The 16810-nt window shown below is 68.9% G+C and carries 21 protein-coding genes; 12 read left to right on the top strand and 9 right to left on the bottom strand.

What is annotated here, in order from left to right; genetic code table 11:
• Positions 1–3 precede the first annotated feature (3 nt).
• Entirely contained in the window at positions 4–1242 is a 1239-nt protein-coding gene (locus MRBLWH11_RS03560; RefSeq protein WP_341946713.1) for an alpha/beta fold hydrolase, read from the top strand.
• Positions 1243–1322: 80 nt separating this feature from the next.
• Here the strand turns inward: MRBLWH11_RS03560 and MRBLWH11_RS03555 are convergent, their stop codons facing one another.
• Together MRBLWH11_RS03555 and MRBLWH11_RS03550 are read right to left on the bottom strand one after the other, a co-directional pair.
• Entirely contained in the window at positions 1323–1817 is a 495-nt protein-coding gene (locus MRBLWH11_RS03555) for a hypothetical protein (protein WP_341946712.1), read from the bottom strand.
• A gap of 160 nt (positions 1818–1977) precedes the next feature.
• Positions 1978–2538, bottom strand: a complete 561-nt coding sequence (locus MRBLWH11_RS03550) for a hypothetical protein (RefSeq protein ID WP_341946711.1) — start codon at positions 2536–2538, stop codon at positions 1978–1980.
• 168 nt (positions 2539–2706) lie between these two features.
• Between MRBLWH11_RS03550 and MRBLWH11_RS03545 the strand changes: the two genes are divergently transcribed.
• Genes MRBLWH11_RS03545 through MRBLWH11_RS03535 form a run of 3 tightly spaced genes read left to right on the top strand, consistent with a single transcriptional unit; the run spans position 2707 to position 4674 of the window.
• Positions 2707–3402, top strand: coding sequence for an aspartate/glutamate racemase family protein (locus tag MRBLWH11_RS03545; protein ID WP_341946710.1), 696 nt, complete (start codon positions 2707–2709; stop codon positions 3400–3402).
• A 16-nt stretch (positions 3403–3418) separates the two neighbouring features.
• On the top strand, positions 3419–4057 hold the full coding sequence (locus MRBLWH11_RS03540; protein WP_341946708.1) for a TetR/AcrR family transcriptional regulator: 639 nt from the start codon (positions 3419–3421) through the stop codon (positions 4055–4057).
• A gap of 20 nt (positions 4058–4077) precedes the next feature.
• On the top strand, positions 4078–4674 hold the full coding sequence (locus MRBLWH11_RS03535; protein ID WP_341946707.1) for an HAD family phosphatase: 597 nt from the start codon (positions 4078–4080) through the stop codon (positions 4672–4674).
• 143 nt (positions 4675–4817) lie between these two features.
• Here MRBLWH11_RS03535 and MRBLWH11_RS03530 read toward each other — a convergent pair whose 3' ends face one another.
• A complete protein-coding gene (locus MRBLWH11_RS03530) occupies positions 4818–5318 on the bottom strand; it encodes a MarR family transcriptional regulator (RefSeq protein ID WP_341946706.1) in 501 nt (166 codons plus the stop codon).
• Positions 5319–5410: 92 nt separating this feature from the next.
• Between MRBLWH11_RS03530 and MRBLWH11_RS03525 the strand changes: the two genes are divergently transcribed.
• Positions 5411–6340, top strand: coding sequence for an NADP-dependent oxidoreductase (locus tag MRBLWH11_RS03525; RefSeq protein WP_341946705.1), 930 nt, complete (start codon positions 5411–5413; stop codon positions 6338–6340).
• Between the two features lie 169 nt (positions 6341–6509).
• On the opposite strand, the gene MRBLWH11_RS03520 is transcribed toward MRBLWH11_RS03525, so the two are convergent.
• From MRBLWH11_RS03520 to MRBLWH11_RS03510, 3 genes are all read right to left on the bottom strand, one after another.
• On the bottom strand, positions 6510–7079 hold the full coding sequence (locus MRBLWH11_RS03520) for a dihydrofolate reductase family protein (protein WP_341946704.1): 570 nt from the start codon (positions 7077–7079) through the stop codon (positions 6510–6512).
• A gap of 107 nt (positions 7080–7186) precedes the next feature.
• Positions 7187–7867: a hypothetical protein gene (locus tag MRBLWH11_RS03515; RefSeq protein ID WP_341946702.1), complete on the bottom strand. Its 681-nt coding sequence runs from the start codon at positions 7865–7867 to the stop codon at positions 7187–7189.
• A 13-nt stretch (positions 7868–7880) separates the two neighbouring features.
• Positions 7881–8543 carry a hypothetical protein gene (locus MRBLWH11_RS03510; RefSeq protein ID WP_341946701.1) on the bottom strand — a complete coding sequence of 221 codons (663 nt, stop codon included), beginning with the start codon at positions 8541–8543 and terminating at the stop codon, positions 7881–7883.
• A 204-nt stretch (positions 8544–8747) separates the two neighbouring features.
• Between MRBLWH11_RS03510 and MRBLWH11_RS03505 the strand changes: the two genes are divergently transcribed.
• A complete protein-coding gene (locus MRBLWH11_RS03505; RefSeq protein WP_341946700.1) occupies positions 8748–9701 on the top strand; it encodes a DUF1214 domain-containing protein in 954 nt (317 codons plus the stop codon).
• A 12-nt stretch (positions 9702–9713) separates the two neighbouring features.
• Here the strand turns inward: MRBLWH11_RS03505 and MRBLWH11_RS03500 are convergent, their stop codons facing one another.
• Complete coding sequence (locus MRBLWH11_RS03500) at positions 9714–10553, bottom strand: hypothetical protein (RefSeq protein WP_341946699.1); 840 nt, start codon at positions 10551–10553, stop codon at positions 9714–9716.
• A 214-nt stretch (positions 10554–10767) separates the two neighbouring features.
• Between MRBLWH11_RS03500 and MRBLWH11_RS03495 the strand changes: the two genes are divergently transcribed.
• Genes MRBLWH11_RS03495 through panB form a run of 4 tightly spaced genes read left to right on the top strand, consistent with a single transcriptional unit; the run spans position 10768 to position 13689 of the window.
• Positions 10768–11577: a DUF2520 domain-containing protein gene (locus MRBLWH11_RS03495; RefSeq protein ID WP_341946698.1), complete on the top strand. Its 810-nt coding sequence runs from the start codon at positions 10768–10770 to the stop codon at positions 11575–11577.
• Positions 11574–12431 carry a pantoate--beta-alanine ligase gene (gene panC / locus MRBLWH11_RS03490; RefSeq protein WP_341946697.1) on the top strand — a complete coding sequence of 286 codons (858 nt, stop codon included), beginning with the start codon at positions 11574–11576 and terminating at the stop codon, positions 12429–12431. The genes MRBLWH11_RS03495 and panC overlap by 4 nt, the downstream gene beginning before the upstream one ends.
• A complete protein-coding gene (gene panD / locus MRBLWH11_RS03485) occupies positions 12431–12823 on the top strand; it encodes an aspartate 1-decarboxylase (RefSeq protein WP_341946695.1) in 393 nt (130 codons plus the stop codon). The genes panC and panD overlap by 1 nt, the downstream gene beginning before the upstream one ends.
• A complete protein-coding gene (panB, locus tag MRBLWH11_RS03480; RefSeq protein WP_341946694.1) occupies positions 12820–13689 on the top strand; it encodes a 3-methyl-2-oxobutanoate hydroxymethyltransferase in 870 nt (289 codons plus the stop codon). Before panD ends, panB begins: the two co-directional genes overlap by 4 nt.
• Positions 13690–13866: 177 nt before the next feature.
• Here the strand turns inward: panB and MRBLWH11_RS03475 are convergent, their stop codons facing one another.
• Together MRBLWH11_RS03475 and MRBLWH11_RS03470 are read right to left on the bottom strand one after the other, a co-directional pair.
• On the bottom strand, positions 13867–14094 hold the full coding sequence (locus MRBLWH11_RS03475; protein ID WP_341946692.1) for a helix-turn-helix transcriptional regulator: 228 nt from the start codon (positions 14092–14094) through the stop codon (positions 13867–13869).
• Complete coding sequence (locus tag MRBLWH11_RS03470) at positions 14094–14582, bottom strand: DUF2975 domain-containing protein (RefSeq protein ID WP_341946690.1); 489 nt, start codon at positions 14580–14582, stop codon at positions 14094–14096. The genes MRBLWH11_RS03475 and MRBLWH11_RS03470 overlap by 1 nt, the downstream gene beginning before the upstream one ends.
• A gap of 101 nt (positions 14583–14683) precedes the next feature.
• Between MRBLWH11_RS03470 and MRBLWH11_RS03465 the strand changes: the two genes are divergently transcribed.
• Together MRBLWH11_RS03465 and MRBLWH11_RS03460 are read left to right on the top strand one after the other, a co-directional pair.
• Positions 14684–15250, top strand: a complete 567-nt coding sequence (locus tag MRBLWH11_RS03465) for a TetR/AcrR family transcriptional regulator (RefSeq protein WP_341946688.1) — start codon at positions 14684–14686, stop codon at positions 15248–15250.
• A gap of 102 nt (positions 15251–15352) precedes the next feature.
• A complete protein-coding gene (locus MRBLWH11_RS03460) occupies positions 15353–16774 on the top strand; it encodes an MFS transporter (RefSeq protein WP_341946687.1) in 1422 nt (473 codons plus the stop codon).
• Positions 16775–16810: the final 36 nt, after the last annotated feature.

Here is a 16810-nt window from a genome sequence, read left to right as displayed (position 1 = left end):
CCCATGAACGCGCACCTCGAGAATCCGTTCCACCACGCGCCGACCGGCATCCGTCCGTTCTCGGACAACCTGGACTTCGACTACGAGATCCGCGGTGTCATCGGGCAGGGCGTGTACGGAGCAGGCGAGCCCGGCGAGGTGCTCGCCGCCACAGTCGGCATCAAGAAGAACGACCACGACGGCTGGTACAAGGCTTGGCTCGACCTCGCCGAGCGCAGCCTCGCCACGGCGCAGACCGCCGTCGCCGCAGGGCGCAAGGCCACGGCCGCGGGCGCGTTCCTGCGTGCCTCCACCTATTACGGCGTCGCCGTCAACGCGATCAGCGCCCTCGAGAACACCGACGACCTCGCTCCCACCTTCGCCAAGCAGCAGACCGCGTGGAAGGGCTTCATCGCCCACACCTCTGCGGACGTCGACGAGGTCAGCATCCCGTATGAGGGCGGGACGCTTCCCGGCTGGTTCTTCCGCCGGTCCGAGGCCAGCGGAGCACCGACCATCGTCGCGGTCAACGGCAGCGACGGCTCGCTCGCCGCGCTGTGGGCGTCGTGCGTCGCACCGGCCCTCGACCGCGGCTACAACGTGCTGGTCTTCGACGGGCCCGGCCAGCAGTCCGAGCTGTTCGAGCGCAGCGTGTCCTTCCGCCCCGACTGGGAGCACGTGCTCACCCCGGTCTTCGACTTCGTCGCCGGCCTCGACGGCGTCGATGCCATGTCGATCGCGGTCTACGGCATCAGCCAGGGCGGCTACTGGGTGGCCCGCGCCCTCGCCTTCGAGCACCGGTTCGCCGCCGCGATCACCGATCCGGGTGTCGTCGACGTCTCCACCTCGTGGACCAGCCACCTGCCGAAGAGCCTGACGAAACTGCTCGACGAGGGAGACCTCGAGAAGTTCGACAAGGAGATGGCGCTGGCCATGAAGTTCTCGCCCGAGACCGCCCGCACCTGGCGGTTCCGCGCACGGCCCTACGGCACCACCGGCTACGGCGAGACGATCAAGGAGGTCCAGAAGTACACGGTCGTCGACGTCGCGAAGCAGATCGTCACCCCGCTCGCGATCCTCTCGCCCGAAGGCGAGCAGTTCTGGCCCGGTCAGTCCGAGCAGCTCGCCGCGCTCGCCCCCGACCTGTCGACCCTCATCCGGTTCACCGCCGCCGAGGGCGCCGACCTGCACTGTCAGCCGCTGGCCCGCAGATTGACGGCAGAGCGGATGCTGGACTGGCTCGACGAGCGACTGGGGCGCTGAGAAGCGGGAAGCGTTTCGTCTGGCTGGCGCTCGCTCATCGACCAAGCGGGTCGAAGTGCCGCTCGATGACCAGCAGAAGGCTACTCATCGCGAGGGCCGCGCTCGAGCGGTCGGGCCAGGCTGAAGGCACCCGGGGCATCCTGAATGATGCCGGCGCCTCCGATCTTGCGGATGCGCCTCGCCTCATGGCTCATCGCTGCGGCGAGCTCGCGCAGATCCTCTTTGCTCGGGATGCCGGCGCGCTGCTCTGACTGCGACATGAAGGTCGCGCACGCCCGCGTCATCCGCCGCACGGGATCGAGGTACTTCGACCCCGGGCGCAGCTGCATCCGAGCCTCTCGGATCTGCGAACGAACATGATTCACCGACGCGAGGATGCGCTCCGGCGACCCCTCCGACCACGGCTCATCGAGCGTGTCGGACGCGAACGCCCGCTTCGCAGCCAGGTCGATCAGCAGATTGTCTATGGCTGCTCGCTCCGTGCGCTTGGCATCGCTCCACTTGCCGAGGCGATCGGCGCCGAGCGCGAGTGCCGCGCCGACGAAGGTGGCCACCAGAGTCCAGATGAAATCCATGTGGGCTGCTCCCGTTTCGTTTCGCCCTCATCCTCCCAGAGCCGGGGCGACGCGGTCCGCATGTCCGGGCCACTCCGCGAACTTACGGTACTTCGGTGCCGACCAGCTTCTGGAAGAGGTCCGATGCGCCGGCGCCGATGACGATCAGGCCGTTCCCCGGTCACGCCTCGACCTTCCTCCGCAGCACCACCGACAGCCGGATCGCCGACACCAGGAAGAACACCGCACCAACCAGCGCATACCCGGCGACCCCGACGATCATCCCGCTGCCCGACAATCCCTGCGCGACGAACGCCCCGCCCGCGAAGAGCGAGATGCCGCCCGACAGCATCTGCGGAACCTGCCCGCCGGAGCGGCGGTTGCGGATGGCGGTGATCAGCTGCGGAAGTCCGGCGCCGATCGCCCACACGCCCCACACGGTCAGTGCGACGGACGTGGACACCGTCGACGCCCAGCCCAGCGTGATCGCGACCAGCACGCTGACGATGACGTTGATCCACTCCGAGACCTTCGCCCGGCGATCATCGCCCTCCGCGCGGATCTGCCAGTAGACGGATGCCGCATCGAACAGCGGATACACGATCAGCAGGATCGTGAGGAACGGACCCATGGCGCCGCCGATCAGGAACAGCAGCGCCGCCCAGACGAGTGTGAACCCGAAGCGGACGAAGTAGAGGCGGCGCAGGGCGCTGCGCAAGGTGGAGGAGGGGGTTTCAGACATGTTCAGCAGTTCCTTCTGATGGAGATCGGCTAGTAGAGTTACTAGTACGTCTACATGGACGCTAGTCTGCCTAGACATCGAGCGCAAGCGACCACATCAGCTCCAGGGATACATTCAGTGCATGCGACCGACCTTTCTCCCCGCCCACGAACAGATCGCGCGACGCCGATGAAGACGATCGGCGTGCTCGGCGGGATGAGCTGGGAGTCCTCGCTCGAGTGGTATCGCCTCGCGAACGAACGCGTGCGGGAGCAACTCGGCGGCCATCACTCCGCGCGCATCATCCTCGACTCGCTGGACTTCGCCGAGATCGAAGGCCTGCAGGCGCGCGACGACTGGGATGCCGCGGGCACCCTGCTCGCCGACCATGCTCGTGGCCTCGAGCGCGCAGGCGCCGACCTCATCGTGCTCTGCACCAACACCATGCACCTCGTCGCCGACCGGATCGAAGCCGCGATCGGCATCCCGTTCCTCCACATCGCCGACACCACCGCCGCGGCCGTGCTCGGCGCCGGCATCCGCAGAGTGGGTCTCCTCGGCACAGCCTTCACGATGGAGAAGCCGTTCTACCGCGAACGGCTCGAGGCCCGGGGGATCGAGGTTCTCGTGCCGAACGCGGAGCAGCGCGCCGGAGTGCACGCCGTCATCTACGACGAGCTCGTGCACGGTGTCATCCACCCCGAGTCCCGCGCGTTCTACCGCGAGGTCATCGAAGACCTCGCCGCGCAGGGTGCCGAGGGCGTCATCCTGGGCTGCACCGAGATCGAACTGCTGGTGTCTGCGGAGGATTCGCCGGTGCCCGTCTTCCCGACCACCGCACTGCATGTCGACGCTGCGCTCGCCGCGGCCCTGCAGGAACCATGAAATCCTGGAGGCGCTGATGCCATCCGCCCGAACCAGACCGGAGTCCGACGTGCACGATGAGACGCCCGCCCCCGCGGCGAAGCCGTCGAGCGGCGCGAACACGCGGCAGCGGATCCTCGACGCCGCCAACGAGCTGTTCTACCACCACGGCATCCGCGCGACGAGTGCCGACCGCATCATCGAGCAGGTCGGCATCACCAAGGTCACGTTCTACCGGCACTTCCGCGCGAAGAGCGACCTCGTCGTCGCCTACCTCGAGCAGCAGTCCGCCGCCGAGCAGGCGTGGATGACGAGCACGGTCCACGAGGGGGACGCGCTCGCGACGGCGCGCACGATCGCCGCCGGTATCGGCGCGGCCAGCTGCAGCCCGGGATTCCGCGGATGCGCGTTCATCAACGCGGCCGCGGAGTACCCCGACCCCGCGGATCCGGTCCGCGTGGCCGTCGACGCGCACCGCGCCTGGCTGATCGACTTCTTCGCCGGGATCGCCGGACAGGCGGGGGCGCGCGACGTGGCGTCCGTCGCGAACCAGCTCATGATCCTGCGTGACGGCGCGATGGTCAACGGCTACCTCGGCGACGCGCCGGCGCTAGCGGGATCGCTCGAGGCCGGCTTCACCGCGATCCTCGGGTCGGTCGGCGACAGGGGGCGGTGACTTTTCGGCACCCTGAACGCATGCCTCCGATTCGCGCAGTCCTCTTCGACCTCGACGGTGTCGTCCGCCATTTCGATGCGGACTTCACCGCCGACATCGAGACCAGACATGGGCTCGCACCCGGCGCTGTCCTGCAGACGGCTTTCGAGCCGGATCTGCTCGAACAGGTGACGACCGGCGCGATCTCCCGTCGCCTGTGGGTCGACCGGGTCGGCGCATCGCTCGGCTCGGTGGCGGCGGCAGAAGAGTGGGGGCGACAGCCATCTGAGGTCGACCCCGAGGTGCTCGCGATCGCGGACGCGCTTCGTGCCGCCGGCATCCGCACGGCCATCCTCACCAACGGCACCGACACGATCCCCGCCGAGACCGCGGCGCTCGGCCTCACCGCGCACTTCGACGCCATCTTCAACTCCGCGGAGATCGGCTGGGCGAAGCCCGACATCCGGGCGTTCCAGCACGTGCTCGACGCCCTCGGGCTCGCGGGTGCGGAGGTCTTCTTCACGGATGACTCTGCCTCGAAGCTCGTCGGCGCGGAAGAACTCGGGATGCCGACACATCGCTTCACGTCAGCGGACGGGCTTCGTGTCGCGCTGCGGGCGGCGGGGGTCGGGGTCTGAAGCGCGTTACGGGGCGCGGGGGTGGGGACGCTTCGACAAGCTCAGCGACCCAACGGGTCAAGGTCAGCGACCCCGGGGGCGTTTCGTCTCGCTTCGCTCGCTCAACGACCGAAGGGTGGGGGAAGCTCAGCGACCCAGGGGTGTCAGTCGGCCTTCGCCTTGCGTCGGCCGGCGGACCGCGGGGGATTCGCCCGCAGGTGTCCGCTGACCTGCGTCATCATCCGCGAGAGCGCCTCGACGTCGGCGTCCGTCAGCGACTCGAACAGCAGACTCTTCACGGCCTCGATGTGTCCCGGGAACACCGCGGCCAGCACCTCGCGGCCCTCGGCCGTGATCGCGACGATCGTGCTCCGCTCGTCCTCGGGTGACGGCGCACGCGTGACCAGACCGCGCTCCTCGAGGGATTGCGCCTGGTACGTCAGTCCGCTGCGGCTGTAGACGACGCCGTCCGCGAGATCCGTCATCCGCTGACTGCCGCCGGGCGCATCGCCGAGCCGCGCCAGCAGCTGGAACTGCACGTAGCTGAGCTGCCCGACATCCTTCAGCTGCTTCTCGACTGCATGCCGGAGCAGGCTGCTCACCTCGGTGAAGGCGAAGTAGGCCGCGAGCTCCGTGGGAGAGAGCCGAGGAGGTTGTGTGCTCATGCACCCAGTATACGTGTTGCTTCGAATTCGAAGCAGTGCTATTGTCTTCCTATTGCTTCGAATTCGAAGCACCTACGAAAGAGAGAAAGATCATGAAGGCAGTACGGTTCCACGAAGTGGGCGGCCCCGAGGTTCTGCAGTACGGCGAGATCGAGCGGCCCGTCCCGGGCGCGGGCCAGGTGCGGCTGCGCGTCGCGGCATCCGCTTTCAATGCCGCCGACAACGGCATGCGCGCCGGATTCCTCCCGATCCCGATCGTGCTCCCGCACGTGCCGGGGTACGACGTCTCGGGCACGATCGACGCGATCGGCGACGGCGTCGAAGGCTTCGCGGTGGGCGACGCCGTGATCGGCTTCCTGCCGATGGCCGAAGACGGCGGAGCGGCCGAATACGTCGTCGCTCCGGCGGAGGCGCTCGTCGCAGCGCCCACCTCAGTGCCGCTCGCGGACGCTGCGGCGTTCCCGTCGGTCGCCCTGACCGCCCGTCAGGCGCTCTTCGACGACGGCCACCTCGAAGCCGGACAGCGCGTGCTCATCGTCGGCGCCGGCGGCGTCGTCGGCAAGTACGCGATCGCCCTGGCCAAGCGCGCAGGCGCCTACGTCATCGCCACGGCGAGCCCTCGGAGTGCGGATGCTGTGCGCGCCGCAGGCGCCGACGCGATCATCGACCACACTGAGACCGCCGTGCTCGACGCGGTGTCCGAGCCCGTCGACCTGCTCCTCAACCTCGCGCCGATCGAACCGGACGAGTTCACCGCGCTCGTGCGGCTGGTCCGCGACGGGGGAGTCGTCGTCAGCACCACCGCCTGGATGCCCGCACCCGACGACGCCGAGCGGAATGTGCGGTCCGTCGTCGTCTTCGTCCGCAGCGATGCCGAGAAACTGGCCGAGCTCGTGTCGCTGGTCGACAGCGGGGCTCTCCGCCTCGAGGTCACGCGGCGCATCCCGCTCGAGGAGCTTCCGGCGCTGCACGCGGAGGCGGCCGCGGGGCGGATCGCGGGCAAGGTCATCGTGGTGCCGTGATCGCCCGCGACTGATGTGCACGCCGGAAGGGGACGTGCGCTTCGCGAGGTCGATGCACCGGCATCCGTCCTCGCGAAGCGCACTTCTCCTGCGGAAGCGCACCGCGCCAGTGCGACGTTTCGTCTCGCAGAGACCCGCACTGAGCGAGCGAAGCGAGTCGAAGTGTCGCTCAACGACCGAGGGCCCGCGGCCTGTACCTCTGCACGACGACCCCCGACCGGAACTCCTGCCGCTCCACGAGTTCGAGTTCGATGCGTTCACGCAGCCCGTCGAAGAGTCTCGGCCCGCTTCCGGCGAGCACCGGATGCACGGCGAACGTGTACTCGTCGATCAGGCCGAGATCTGCAAGCGCGAGGGTGAGCGTCACGCCGCCGACGGAGAGGCCCTTGCCGGGTTCCTGCTTCAGCGTGCGGATCGCCGCTTCCAGGTCGCCCTCGACCAGCTCGGCATTCCAGTCCACCGAGGCGAGGCTGCTCGACACGACGTACTTCTTCGCCCGGTCGATGCGCTCGGCGAAGCGGACCTCCGACTCATCCATCCAGTCGGGCCACACGCCATCCGCCGGCCGCCGCCAGGCGGACTCCATCATCTCGTAGGTCACCCGGCCATAGATCTCGGCGTCGGACCGATCCATCTCGGCGGTCCAGAAGTCCATGAACTCCTCATCGGGAGTGAGCCCCGCCTCGTGATGCACGCTGCCGTCGAGCGTGACGTTGATCGCGTACCGCAGTGGTCTCATCTCGTCGCTCTCCTTCGATGCGCAGCGGACTCTCCCGGACGGTACCAGATGCTGATCGCGAGCGTTTCGTCTCGCTTCGCTCGCTCAACGACCGGGTGGCCGATCGCTCAGTTGCCGAGGCCGTCGAGCATCCAGTGATAGCGGAGGCGGAGGCCGCGCTCCATGCTGGCCAGCGCCGCACCGGCGCCGAGGGCGATGTTGAGCCACAGCGGGAGATGGATGGGCGAGACGAACGTGCCGAAGCGCTCCGCGATCGGTTGGATCTCGGAGATCACCTGCACCAGTTGCGGGACATTCACTCCCACACCGACGATCAGGATGACGATCGCTGTGGCGGCGATCCACCGGCTCGCGACCGGATGCGTCTGCTCGAGTCGCAGACGGCGGCCGACCGCCGATCTCGGATGCGGGGTGAGTCGGCGCTCGGACCCGTCAGGCGTGACGTAGTGCATCCGCCGGAGACCGTACGAGCCCGCCGCCACCTGGATCACGCCGCCCTCGACGGCGAACCTCGCCGGCAGCTTCGACACGACGGCCTGTGCCCCGTCGCGATAGAGGTAGGCGCGAGGGTCGCCGTCCTCATGGGATCGCACATCCACGGCATAGGTCACGTCCGGCGCGCCCGGCCGCGGAACGGTCAACGCGAACAGCTTTCGACCGGACACCAGATGCCACCAGCGGAAAGGTTCAAGGGCGCGCCCGTCTCCGCGCTTCTGGCGGCGGGGCATGGGGCCGTCGTCGGCATCGCCGAGCATGCCGAGCGCGTCGGCATCGTCTTCATCGAACATGGAGGTGCTCCTCTCAGAGCAGCAGCTGCGCGAGCGGATGCACCAGGTAGCGCAGTGAATACGCCTCCCAGACGGCTCCGATGATGAGCAGCACGAGCGCCGGGAGTGCGAGCAGGCCCAGCTGACGGAGGCCCCGCACGTAACCCTGGCGCCGGTTCTTCGCCCCGGCTGTGCGCGGGAAGAGCCAGTACTTGCCGATCAGGAACGCTCCCAGCAGGAACAGCACGTAGGCCTGCAGTTCGATGAGGAACGTCAGCGAGTGCGGGATGAGCGCGACCCACCCCGTGTCCGAGGTCGGGACGAGAGTGATCCCCGTGGTCAAGGACCAGTACCCGAAGAACGCGAGTCCCGCGAACGGCACGATGAGCGACGGCAGCACGATGGTCAGAGCGCTGAGGCGGAACAGGTTGACGCCGAGGGTCGTCAGCGCGAACAGCGGAGGTGTGTTGACGAGCCAGCGCACGAGCTCGCCCGTTCCGTCTTCCTCCAGCCCTGCGGCTCGGGCGGCGACGAGATCGGGGAAGATGATCCCGATCGCGAAGCCGAGGAGAGCGAGCCCATAGGCAGCAGCGTTGAGGATGAGGTAGACGCGCATGTTCTCGCGCACGACCCGGAAGGGCCTCCGCCAGAAGCGGACGGGCTCGGGATGAGCGATGGAGATCTGCTGAGTGGACATCCTTCCATCGCACTCCATCGTCGGTGGCGTGCACAGTGTCCCCGTGTCATGAGAAGGTGTGACCGGTGTCACCTCATTCCGTGACAGTGTCTCGCGGGGGAGCCGCTGACGGCGGATGCGCTCTCCTTCGATGCGCGACGCGGTTTCCCGGACGGAAGCACGAAGGCGCTTCCGATCGGGCGCGGGTATGGGCATGATCGAGCCATGACCGTCTTCGTCAATGCCGATAACTTCGCCCTCGCCGAGACTCACCGCATGATGCACGACCTCCAGGCCAATGCCGGCGGCGTGAATCTCTTCCTGCACAACCGCGAACCCGCGGCGATCGACAATCAGACCGTCATCCGGCTGAACAGAGACACCCTGTACAGCTTCGCCGTCGTCGACATCAGCGCCGGTGCGACGTTCACCATCCCCGAGCACGGCGATCGCTACGTGTCGGCGATGGTCGTCAACGAGCACCACTACATCGACGCGATCTTCCATGACGCGGGCGAGCATCGCCTCACCGTCGAGCAGTTCGGCACGCCTCATGTGGTGCTGGCGATCCGCACGCTGGTTGACCCCGCGGACGAGGTTGACCTCGCCCAGGTCGCGGCGCTGCAGGATCAGATCCGGCTCGACAGCGCCTCGGCCATCCCGTTCGAGATGCCCGACTACGACACGACGAGCCTCGATGAGACCCGCGACGCGCTGCTCGCGCTCGCCCGCAACCTCACCGGGTTCGACCACATGTTCGGCACGAAGGAACAGGTCGACCCGGTGCGCCACCTCATCGGGACTGCGGCCGGCTGGGGCGGGCTCCCGTCGTATGAGGCGAGTTACATCGGAGTCGACCCGCGCCTCCCCGTCGGCCAGTACGAGCTGACCGTCGGCGACGTTCCCGTCGACGGATTCTGGTCGATCTCGGTCTACAACGCCGCCGGATACTTCGAACCGAACGACCGCGACTCGTACACGGTCAACAACATCACCGGAGTCCGCAACGACGACGGCAGCATCACCGTCCGGTTCGGCAGTTATCCCGACGATGTGCCGAACGCGATTCCTGTCGTCGAGGGCTGGAACTACCTCGTCCGGCTGTATCGGCCCCGGCCCGAGATCGCCGCTGGCCGCTGGAGCTTCCCCCGGCTCGCGGAGCAGAGCCCGACCGTCTGAGCGGAGTCGGAGTCAGGCGTCGAGCAACGCGCGCAGGTCGGCGACGGAACGTCCGTACGCGAGCTGCGCGACTCGCGCGGCGAGTTCGGATCGCACCTGGACGACCGTCGCCCCGCGGGACATCCACCGACCACCGGATGCCGTGAGCTCCAGGCCCGGGAGGGGCTCGGCATCGGGCAGGTCGGCACGCCCTGCCGCGGTGCGCGCCGAGGCGCCGAGCATGCCGACCAGCCAGGCCTCGCCGAGGGCATGCGGCCGGATCGAGGCGATCGGTCCACCACCACCCCGGAAGACCTGGAACATGGTGTCTGCGCGTCTCACCGACCAGGCATCGCCGTCATGAGTGAAGTCGCAGGCGACGTCGGCGTGCAGGGTGATCTCGGCGCCGAAGTGCTGGAGGGTATCGACGCACTCCGTGCTCAGGAACCGGCCGTCGAGCTCGCGCTCGCGACGGCGCAGCTCCGCCCGGTACTTCTCGCGCGCGATCGGGGCATACTCCTCCTCGAGCGCGCGTCGATCAGCACGGACGCCGTGCGCGAGGCGGTCGAAGAGCCATGCCGGGTCGATCTGGACGAAGTAGCGGAAGAAGACGTCGACCGGTCCGCGCGTGAGCTTCCGGTCGGCGACGAGGAGCTGCACGCCGTGGTCGACGGACCACACGGCAGTGGTCGCGCCATCGACGACCGCGACCCACGACCACCCTGGCGAGCGGATCTCGGGCGAGGCCAGCTCGAGTGCCGCGCTGAGCAGCGTTCCCCGGGGGGCCGACAGGACGCCGGCGTGCGAGACGACGTCATCGCCCATGGCGACGCTGTCGCGATCGACGTGGAGCTCGATGGTCCGGTGGGGCATGGAGGGAGCCTAGTCGGCGAGGTGCTCGTCACACTCCTCGTACGCGCTCATCGAATGCGTGAGATCAATATGTAAATCTGATGATGGAAATGGCCGCAAATATGACAATGCTTGGATGACCTCTTGATGTCATATTGCTCTCCGATTTGGAGCGGATGCCGCTGACGGCGGATACTCATGGCATCCGCGTCGCCCTGTTCGACCGGCTCTCATCATGAATCCTGCCTCTGCTCTCGCGCCTGAGACGACCATCGCCGTGATCGGCGCCGGACGTCTCGGCGGCGTTCTCGCTCGGTCGCTCCGCACGGCGGGGTTCGACGTACTCGGGCCGCTCCGCCGCGACCAGTCGATGCCGTCCGCCGACATCGCGTTGCTCTGCGTTCCGGATGCCGCGATCCCGGCGGTCGCGTTCGTCGCCCGCGCGCACGTGCGACTCGTCGGGCACGTCTCCGGTGCGACCGGGCTCGACGACGTCGATTTCAGCATCCATCCGCTGCAGACGTTCACCGGGTCCGAGACGCCCGACGTCTTCCGCGGCATCGGCGCCGCGATCGCCGGCCGCACCGACGAAGCCCGAGCCATCGCCGAGCAGCTCGCGCGTGCCCTCGGCGCCCGCCCGTTCACCGTCGATAACGATCACCGCGCGACCTATCACGCGGCAGCATCCTTCTCCTCGAACTTCGTGCTCGCCGTGCTCGACGCGGCCGAGCAGCTCGCCGCCGAGGCCGGCATCCCCGCCGACGACGCGCGTGAGCTGATCGCCCCGCTGGTCCGCCGCAGCGTCGACAACTGGGCGGATGTCGGGGCCCCGGATGCGCTCACGGGCCCCATCGCCCGCGGTGATGTGCTCACGATCGAGCGGCAGCGCGACGCGATCGACGCGGATGCTCCGCACCTCGCGCCGCTCTTCACCGAACTCGCCACCGCGACGCGTGCCGTCGCCCGCCGTGCGACCAGAATCCCCACGGTCGATTCCGGCACCCCGCCGACCGTGATCCCCGAACCGGAGGCGGCGGGCGAATGAAGATCCTCCGCACGATCGTCGAGGTCCGCGCCGCCGTCAGCGCGGCCCGGCGCGAGAACCAGAGCGTCGGCCTCGTCCCCACCATGGGCGCCTTCCACGAGGGGCACCTCTCCCTCATGCGCCGCGCCCGTGCGCAGAACGACCTCGTCGTCGTCTCGCTCTTCGTCAACCCGACCCAGTTCGGCGCGAACGAAGACCTCGGCGCCTACCCGCGCGACGAAGCCCGCGACGCCGCGCTCGCCGAGACCGAGGGCGTCGACATCCTCTTCGCTCCCGCGGCATCCGAGATCTACCCCGACGGCTTCGCGACGAACATCCACGTCGCAGGGCTCACCGACGTGCTCGACGGAGCCGCCCGCGGAGCCCACCACTTCGACGGCGTCGCCACCGTGGTCACCAAGCTGTTCGGCATCGTCCGCCCCGACGTCGCCTACTTCGGGCAGAAGGATGCGCAGCAGGTCCTCGTCGTCCGCCGCGTCGTGCGCGACCTCGACCTCGACGTGCGCATCGAGGCGTGTCCGATCGTGCGCGAGGCCGACGGACTCGCCATGAGCTCGCGCAACGTCTACCTCGACGCGGATGCTCGCGCGCGAGCGACCGCGTTGAACCGGGCGCTCGACGCCGCGGCATCCGTCTTCGAGGCGGGGGAGCGCGACGCCGACGGCATCCTCTCCGCTGCCCGACGCGTGCTCGCGGATGCCGGGATCACGCCCGACTACCTCGAACTCCGCGACGCATCGACGCTGGAATCCGTCGACCGCGTGGAGGGCGACGCGCTCCTCGCCGTCGCGGCCCGTGTGGGCGCCGCCCGGCTGATCGACAACCACACTCTCTCCGCAACGAAGGATGCCTGATGCGACGCACCATGCTGAAGTCGAAGATCCACCGCGCGACCATCACCGCGAGCGACCTCCACTACGTCGGTTCGATCACCATCGACCCCGACCTGCTCGAGGCCGCCGATATCCTCCCGCACGAGCAGGTGCACGTCGTCGACGTCGACAACGGCGCGCGCTTCGAAACCTACACGCTCGTGGGTGAGCGCGGATCCGGTGTCATCCAGGTCAACGGCGCCGCCGCTCGCCTCGTGCACACCGGCGACACGATCATCGTCATCTCCTACGCGGACTATTCCGCGGAAGACCTCGCGGAGTACTCGCCGACGGTCGTGCACGTCGATCGGGCGAACAGCATCATCCAGGTCGACGACGCCGTCGACCGCCTGCTGACGGAGGCAGCGCTGTGAGCGCGCACGCGGCACCCCGCAAGCGGGTCACGCTCGCGAGTCTTGCCACGAAGAAGGAGGCCGGCGACCCGATCGTCATGGTCACCGCCTACGACCACCCGAGCGCGCAGATCGTGGAGGATGCCGGCGTCGACATGGTGCTCGTCGGCGACTCCGCCGCGATGACCGTGCTCGGCTACGAGAGCACGGTGCCGGTGACGGTCGACGAGATGCTCATGCTGACCAAGGCCGTGCGGAGAGGGCTCACCATTCCGCTGCTCGTCGGCGACCTGCCGTTCGGCTCCTATGAGGCGTCGGACGCGCTCGCGATCGCGACCGCCCAGCGCTTCGTCAAGGAGGCCGGAGTGGACCTCGTCAAGATCGAGCGCGGCGGATCGACGGTCGACAGGGCGCGGGCCCTCGTGCGCGCCGGAATCCCGGTGGTCGGTCATGTCGGCCTCACCCCGCAGACCGCCACGGCACTCGGCGGCTACCGCGCGCAGGGACGCACCGCCGAGGCCGCGCTCGCCGTGATCGACGACGCCCTCGCGCTGCAGGATGCCGGCTGCTCGATGCTCGTGATCGAAGCCGTGCCGTCTGAGGTCACCGCGGCGCTCATGCCCCTGCTCGACATCCCGGTCATCGGGATCGGAGCGGGAGCGGATGCCGACGGCCAGGTGCTCGTCTTCCACGACCTGCTCGGCCTGTACGACGGCGGCGCGGCCAAGTTCGTGAAGCGCTACGCGGCCCTGCGCGATGCGGCCGTCGCCGGCGTCTCCGAGTACGCGGCCGAGGTGCGCGGCGGGGTGTACCCGGGCGCCGAGCACGGATACGCGATGCCGGCGGACGAGGCCGCACGGCTGGGGGAGCTGCTGGCGCGGCGGTAGTCCCGCGCCGCGGCATCCGCTGTGCGTCTCTCGAGGAGATGTGCGCTCCGGAAGGGCGGACTTCCGGGTTCCGTCCTCCGGAGACGCACATTGCCTTGTCTGGGTGTCAGGGGTCGGGTGGTGCGGGGTCAGATGCCGGGTGCCGGGTGCCGGCTGCCGGGTGCCGGGTGCCGACCCCTACGAGTCGGCCCCTTCGGCGCCCTCGGCCTCCCACCGCAGCAGATCTCCGGGCTGGCACTCGAGCACCTCGCACAGCGCGTCGAGGGTCGTGAAGCGCACGGCCTTCGCGCGTCCGTTCTTGAGCACCGCGAGGTTGGTGGGCGTGATGCCGATGCGCTCGGCCAGCTCGCCGACGCTCATCTTGCGGCGGGCCATCATCACGTCGATGTCGACGACGACGGGCATCAGATCACCTCGTTGTCGAGCTCTGCGCGGAGCGTCTGCGCCTCGGCCTCGCTGGCGATCGCCTGACGCAGCAGCGCCTTCATCACGACGACGAGCAGCGCCATCCCGCCGAGGACGAGCGAGGCACCGCAGATCAGCCCCACGACTCCGGGGGCCGCATCGCCCGGGGCGAGAGCGATCGCGAGCGACAGGGCCAGGATCGCGGCGACGAGGATCGCGCCGATGATCACGTCGACGTAGAGGAACGACGACTCCGAGAAGATCGATCCCCGACGCACCTTGTTCAGCAGCAGCCACACGCAGATGCCGAACACCTGCAGCGTGCCGACGCCCAGAACGACGATGCCGACCAGGAAGATGCGCCCGAGCAGCTCGCCCTCGCCGAGGTCGAGCCAGAGCAGGGGGGCGATCAGGGCCTGAACGGCCACCGATCCCACCAGGGCGATCGCGATCACGACCTGCAGCACGACGATCGTCGCTTTTCGCATGGCTTCACCTCTCGTCGAAGAACAACAGGAATCTATCGTTTATCGACAGATTCTGCAACCACGCGTTGCCGCGGGCGAAGAGTGAGTGTACAGTCACTCATATGCCCACCTCGCGTAGCTCCATCCTCTCCACGGCAGACGCCCGCCGGCCCCTCGTGGCCGCGGCGGCGCTCGCGGAGTTCGCACGCGGCGGGTATCACGGCACGACCGTCGCGGATGTCGCCCGCGAGGCCAAGATCTCCCCGGCCTACGTCTTCAAGCTCTACGCCGGCAAGGAGGCGCTGTTCATCGCGGCGCTCGAGGCCTGCTTCGAGGCCATCATCGTCGCCCTCGAAGAAGGAGCGGATGCCGCCTCGGCGCAGACCCCGGAGGCCATCCTCGACGCGATGGGCGATGCCTACGCGCACCTCATCTCGGACCGGAAGCTGCTGATGCTGCAGGTGCACGCGCAGTCCGTTGCCGAGATCCCCGAGATCGGCGCCGCGCTCCGAGCGGGACTCGGCCGCGTGACGACGTACGCGCAGAGCCGCTCCGGGGGCTCCGACGAAGACGTGCAGACCTTCATCGCGTTCGGTCAGCTGTGCCACCTCATCGTCACCACGCAGCTCGACGGGCGCCCCGAGAAGTGGGCGACCGTGCTGACCCGCGGCATCCGCCACCCCGACTGAACCGCCACCCGGCTCGCGCCGGTTTCGCTTGTCCTCAAGAGTGAGTGAGCAATCACTCATCCATCGATCCACCGACATCGCACCACCGAGAAGGAGAAGATCATGACCGCTCTCACCACCCCGCCGATCACGCAGGCGGCCCCGCGCAGTTCGCGCCGCTGGCTCGCACTGGGCATCCTCGCGCTCGCGCAGTTCCTCGTCGTGCTCGACGCCTCGATCGTGAACATCGCGCTCCCGGTGCTCGGGCAGCAGCTCGGTATGGACACCGCCGCCCTCGCCTGGGTGATCACCGCCTACGTCCTCGCCTTCGGCGGGCTGCTGCTCCTCGGCGGACGACTGGCCGACCGCTACGGCCACCGCCGGGTGTTCCTCGTCGGGGCGGCCGGGTTCGTCGCGGCATCCGCCCTGGCCGGCCTCTCGTTCTCGGCCGAGATGCTCCTGGCGGCTCGCGCCCTGCAGGGCGCGTCGGCCGCGCTCCTCGCCCCGGCGGCACTGGCGCTGCTCACGCACCTCTTCCCGGATGCGAAGGAGCGCACCACGGCACTCGGCGTGTGGGGAGGAGTCGCCGGCATCGGCTCCGCGGCCGGCGTGCTGCTCGGCGGTGTGCTCACCGCGACCCTCGGATGGCAGTCGGTGTTCTTCGTGAACGTTCCGGTCGGGGCGATCGTGCTCATCGCGATCCCGCTGCTCATCACCCGCGACGGTGCCCGCGCATCGGGACGCCTGGACGTGGCCGGCGCCGTCACCGTGACGGCCGCGCTCGTCGCCCTGGTCGGAGGCTTCAGTGCCGTCGAGCAGCTCGGGTTCCTGCATCCGCTCCCTCTCGTGCTCTTCGCGGGCGCGCTGGTGCTGGGAGCCGCCTTCCTCGTGATCGAGCGTCGGAGTGCTGAGCCGCTCGTGCCGCTGTCGGTGTTCCGCAACCGCAGCCTCGCGCTCGGCAACGTCGTGATGGTGCTGGGTGGCGCTGCGATGGTCGCGCTGTTCTTCGCGCTGTCGGTCTACATGCAGGCGGTGCTCGGCTACGACGCCCTCGCCGCCGGGCTCTCGCAGCTTCCGCTCGCCGGTGCTCTCGTGCTCGTGGCCGGAGCGGTGCCGAGCCTGATCGGACGGCTCGGTGTGCGCTCCGTGCTCATCGGCTCGCTGCTCGTGCTCGCCGGCGGGCTGGCCTGGCTCGCGGCGGCACCCTCGGATGCCGAGTTCGTGGCGCAGCTGCTCGGCCCGACGCTGCTGATCGGCGTCGGCCTCGGCGGAGCGTTCGTCGCCACGACCCAGCTCGCGGTCGACGGCGTCGAGGGCGGCGAGGCGGGACTCGCCGGAGGACTCATCAACACGAGCCAGCAGATCGGCGGCGCGGTCGGGCTGGCCGTGCTCGGGACGATCGCCGGGCTGCGCACGGCGTCGCTCGAGGCCGGCGGCGCGTCGACAGCGGATGCCCTCACCGGCGGCTTCGCCTGGCTCTTCCTCGGTGCGGCGGCGCTGGCCGTGCTCGGTGCGGGGGTCGTCGTGGTCTGGCGGCGCGGGTGAGGGTGCGGCGCGGCGCCGAGCCTCAGTAATGGGCGG

It is taken from the genome of Microbacterium sp. LWH11-1.2 (assembly GCF_038397745.1).
GTDB lineage: Bacteria > Actinomycetota > Actinomycetes > Actinomycetales > Microbacteriaceae > Microbacterium.
Note: the sequence above shows the minus strand (reverse complement) of the source record. Positions and strands in the feature narration are given on the sequence as shown.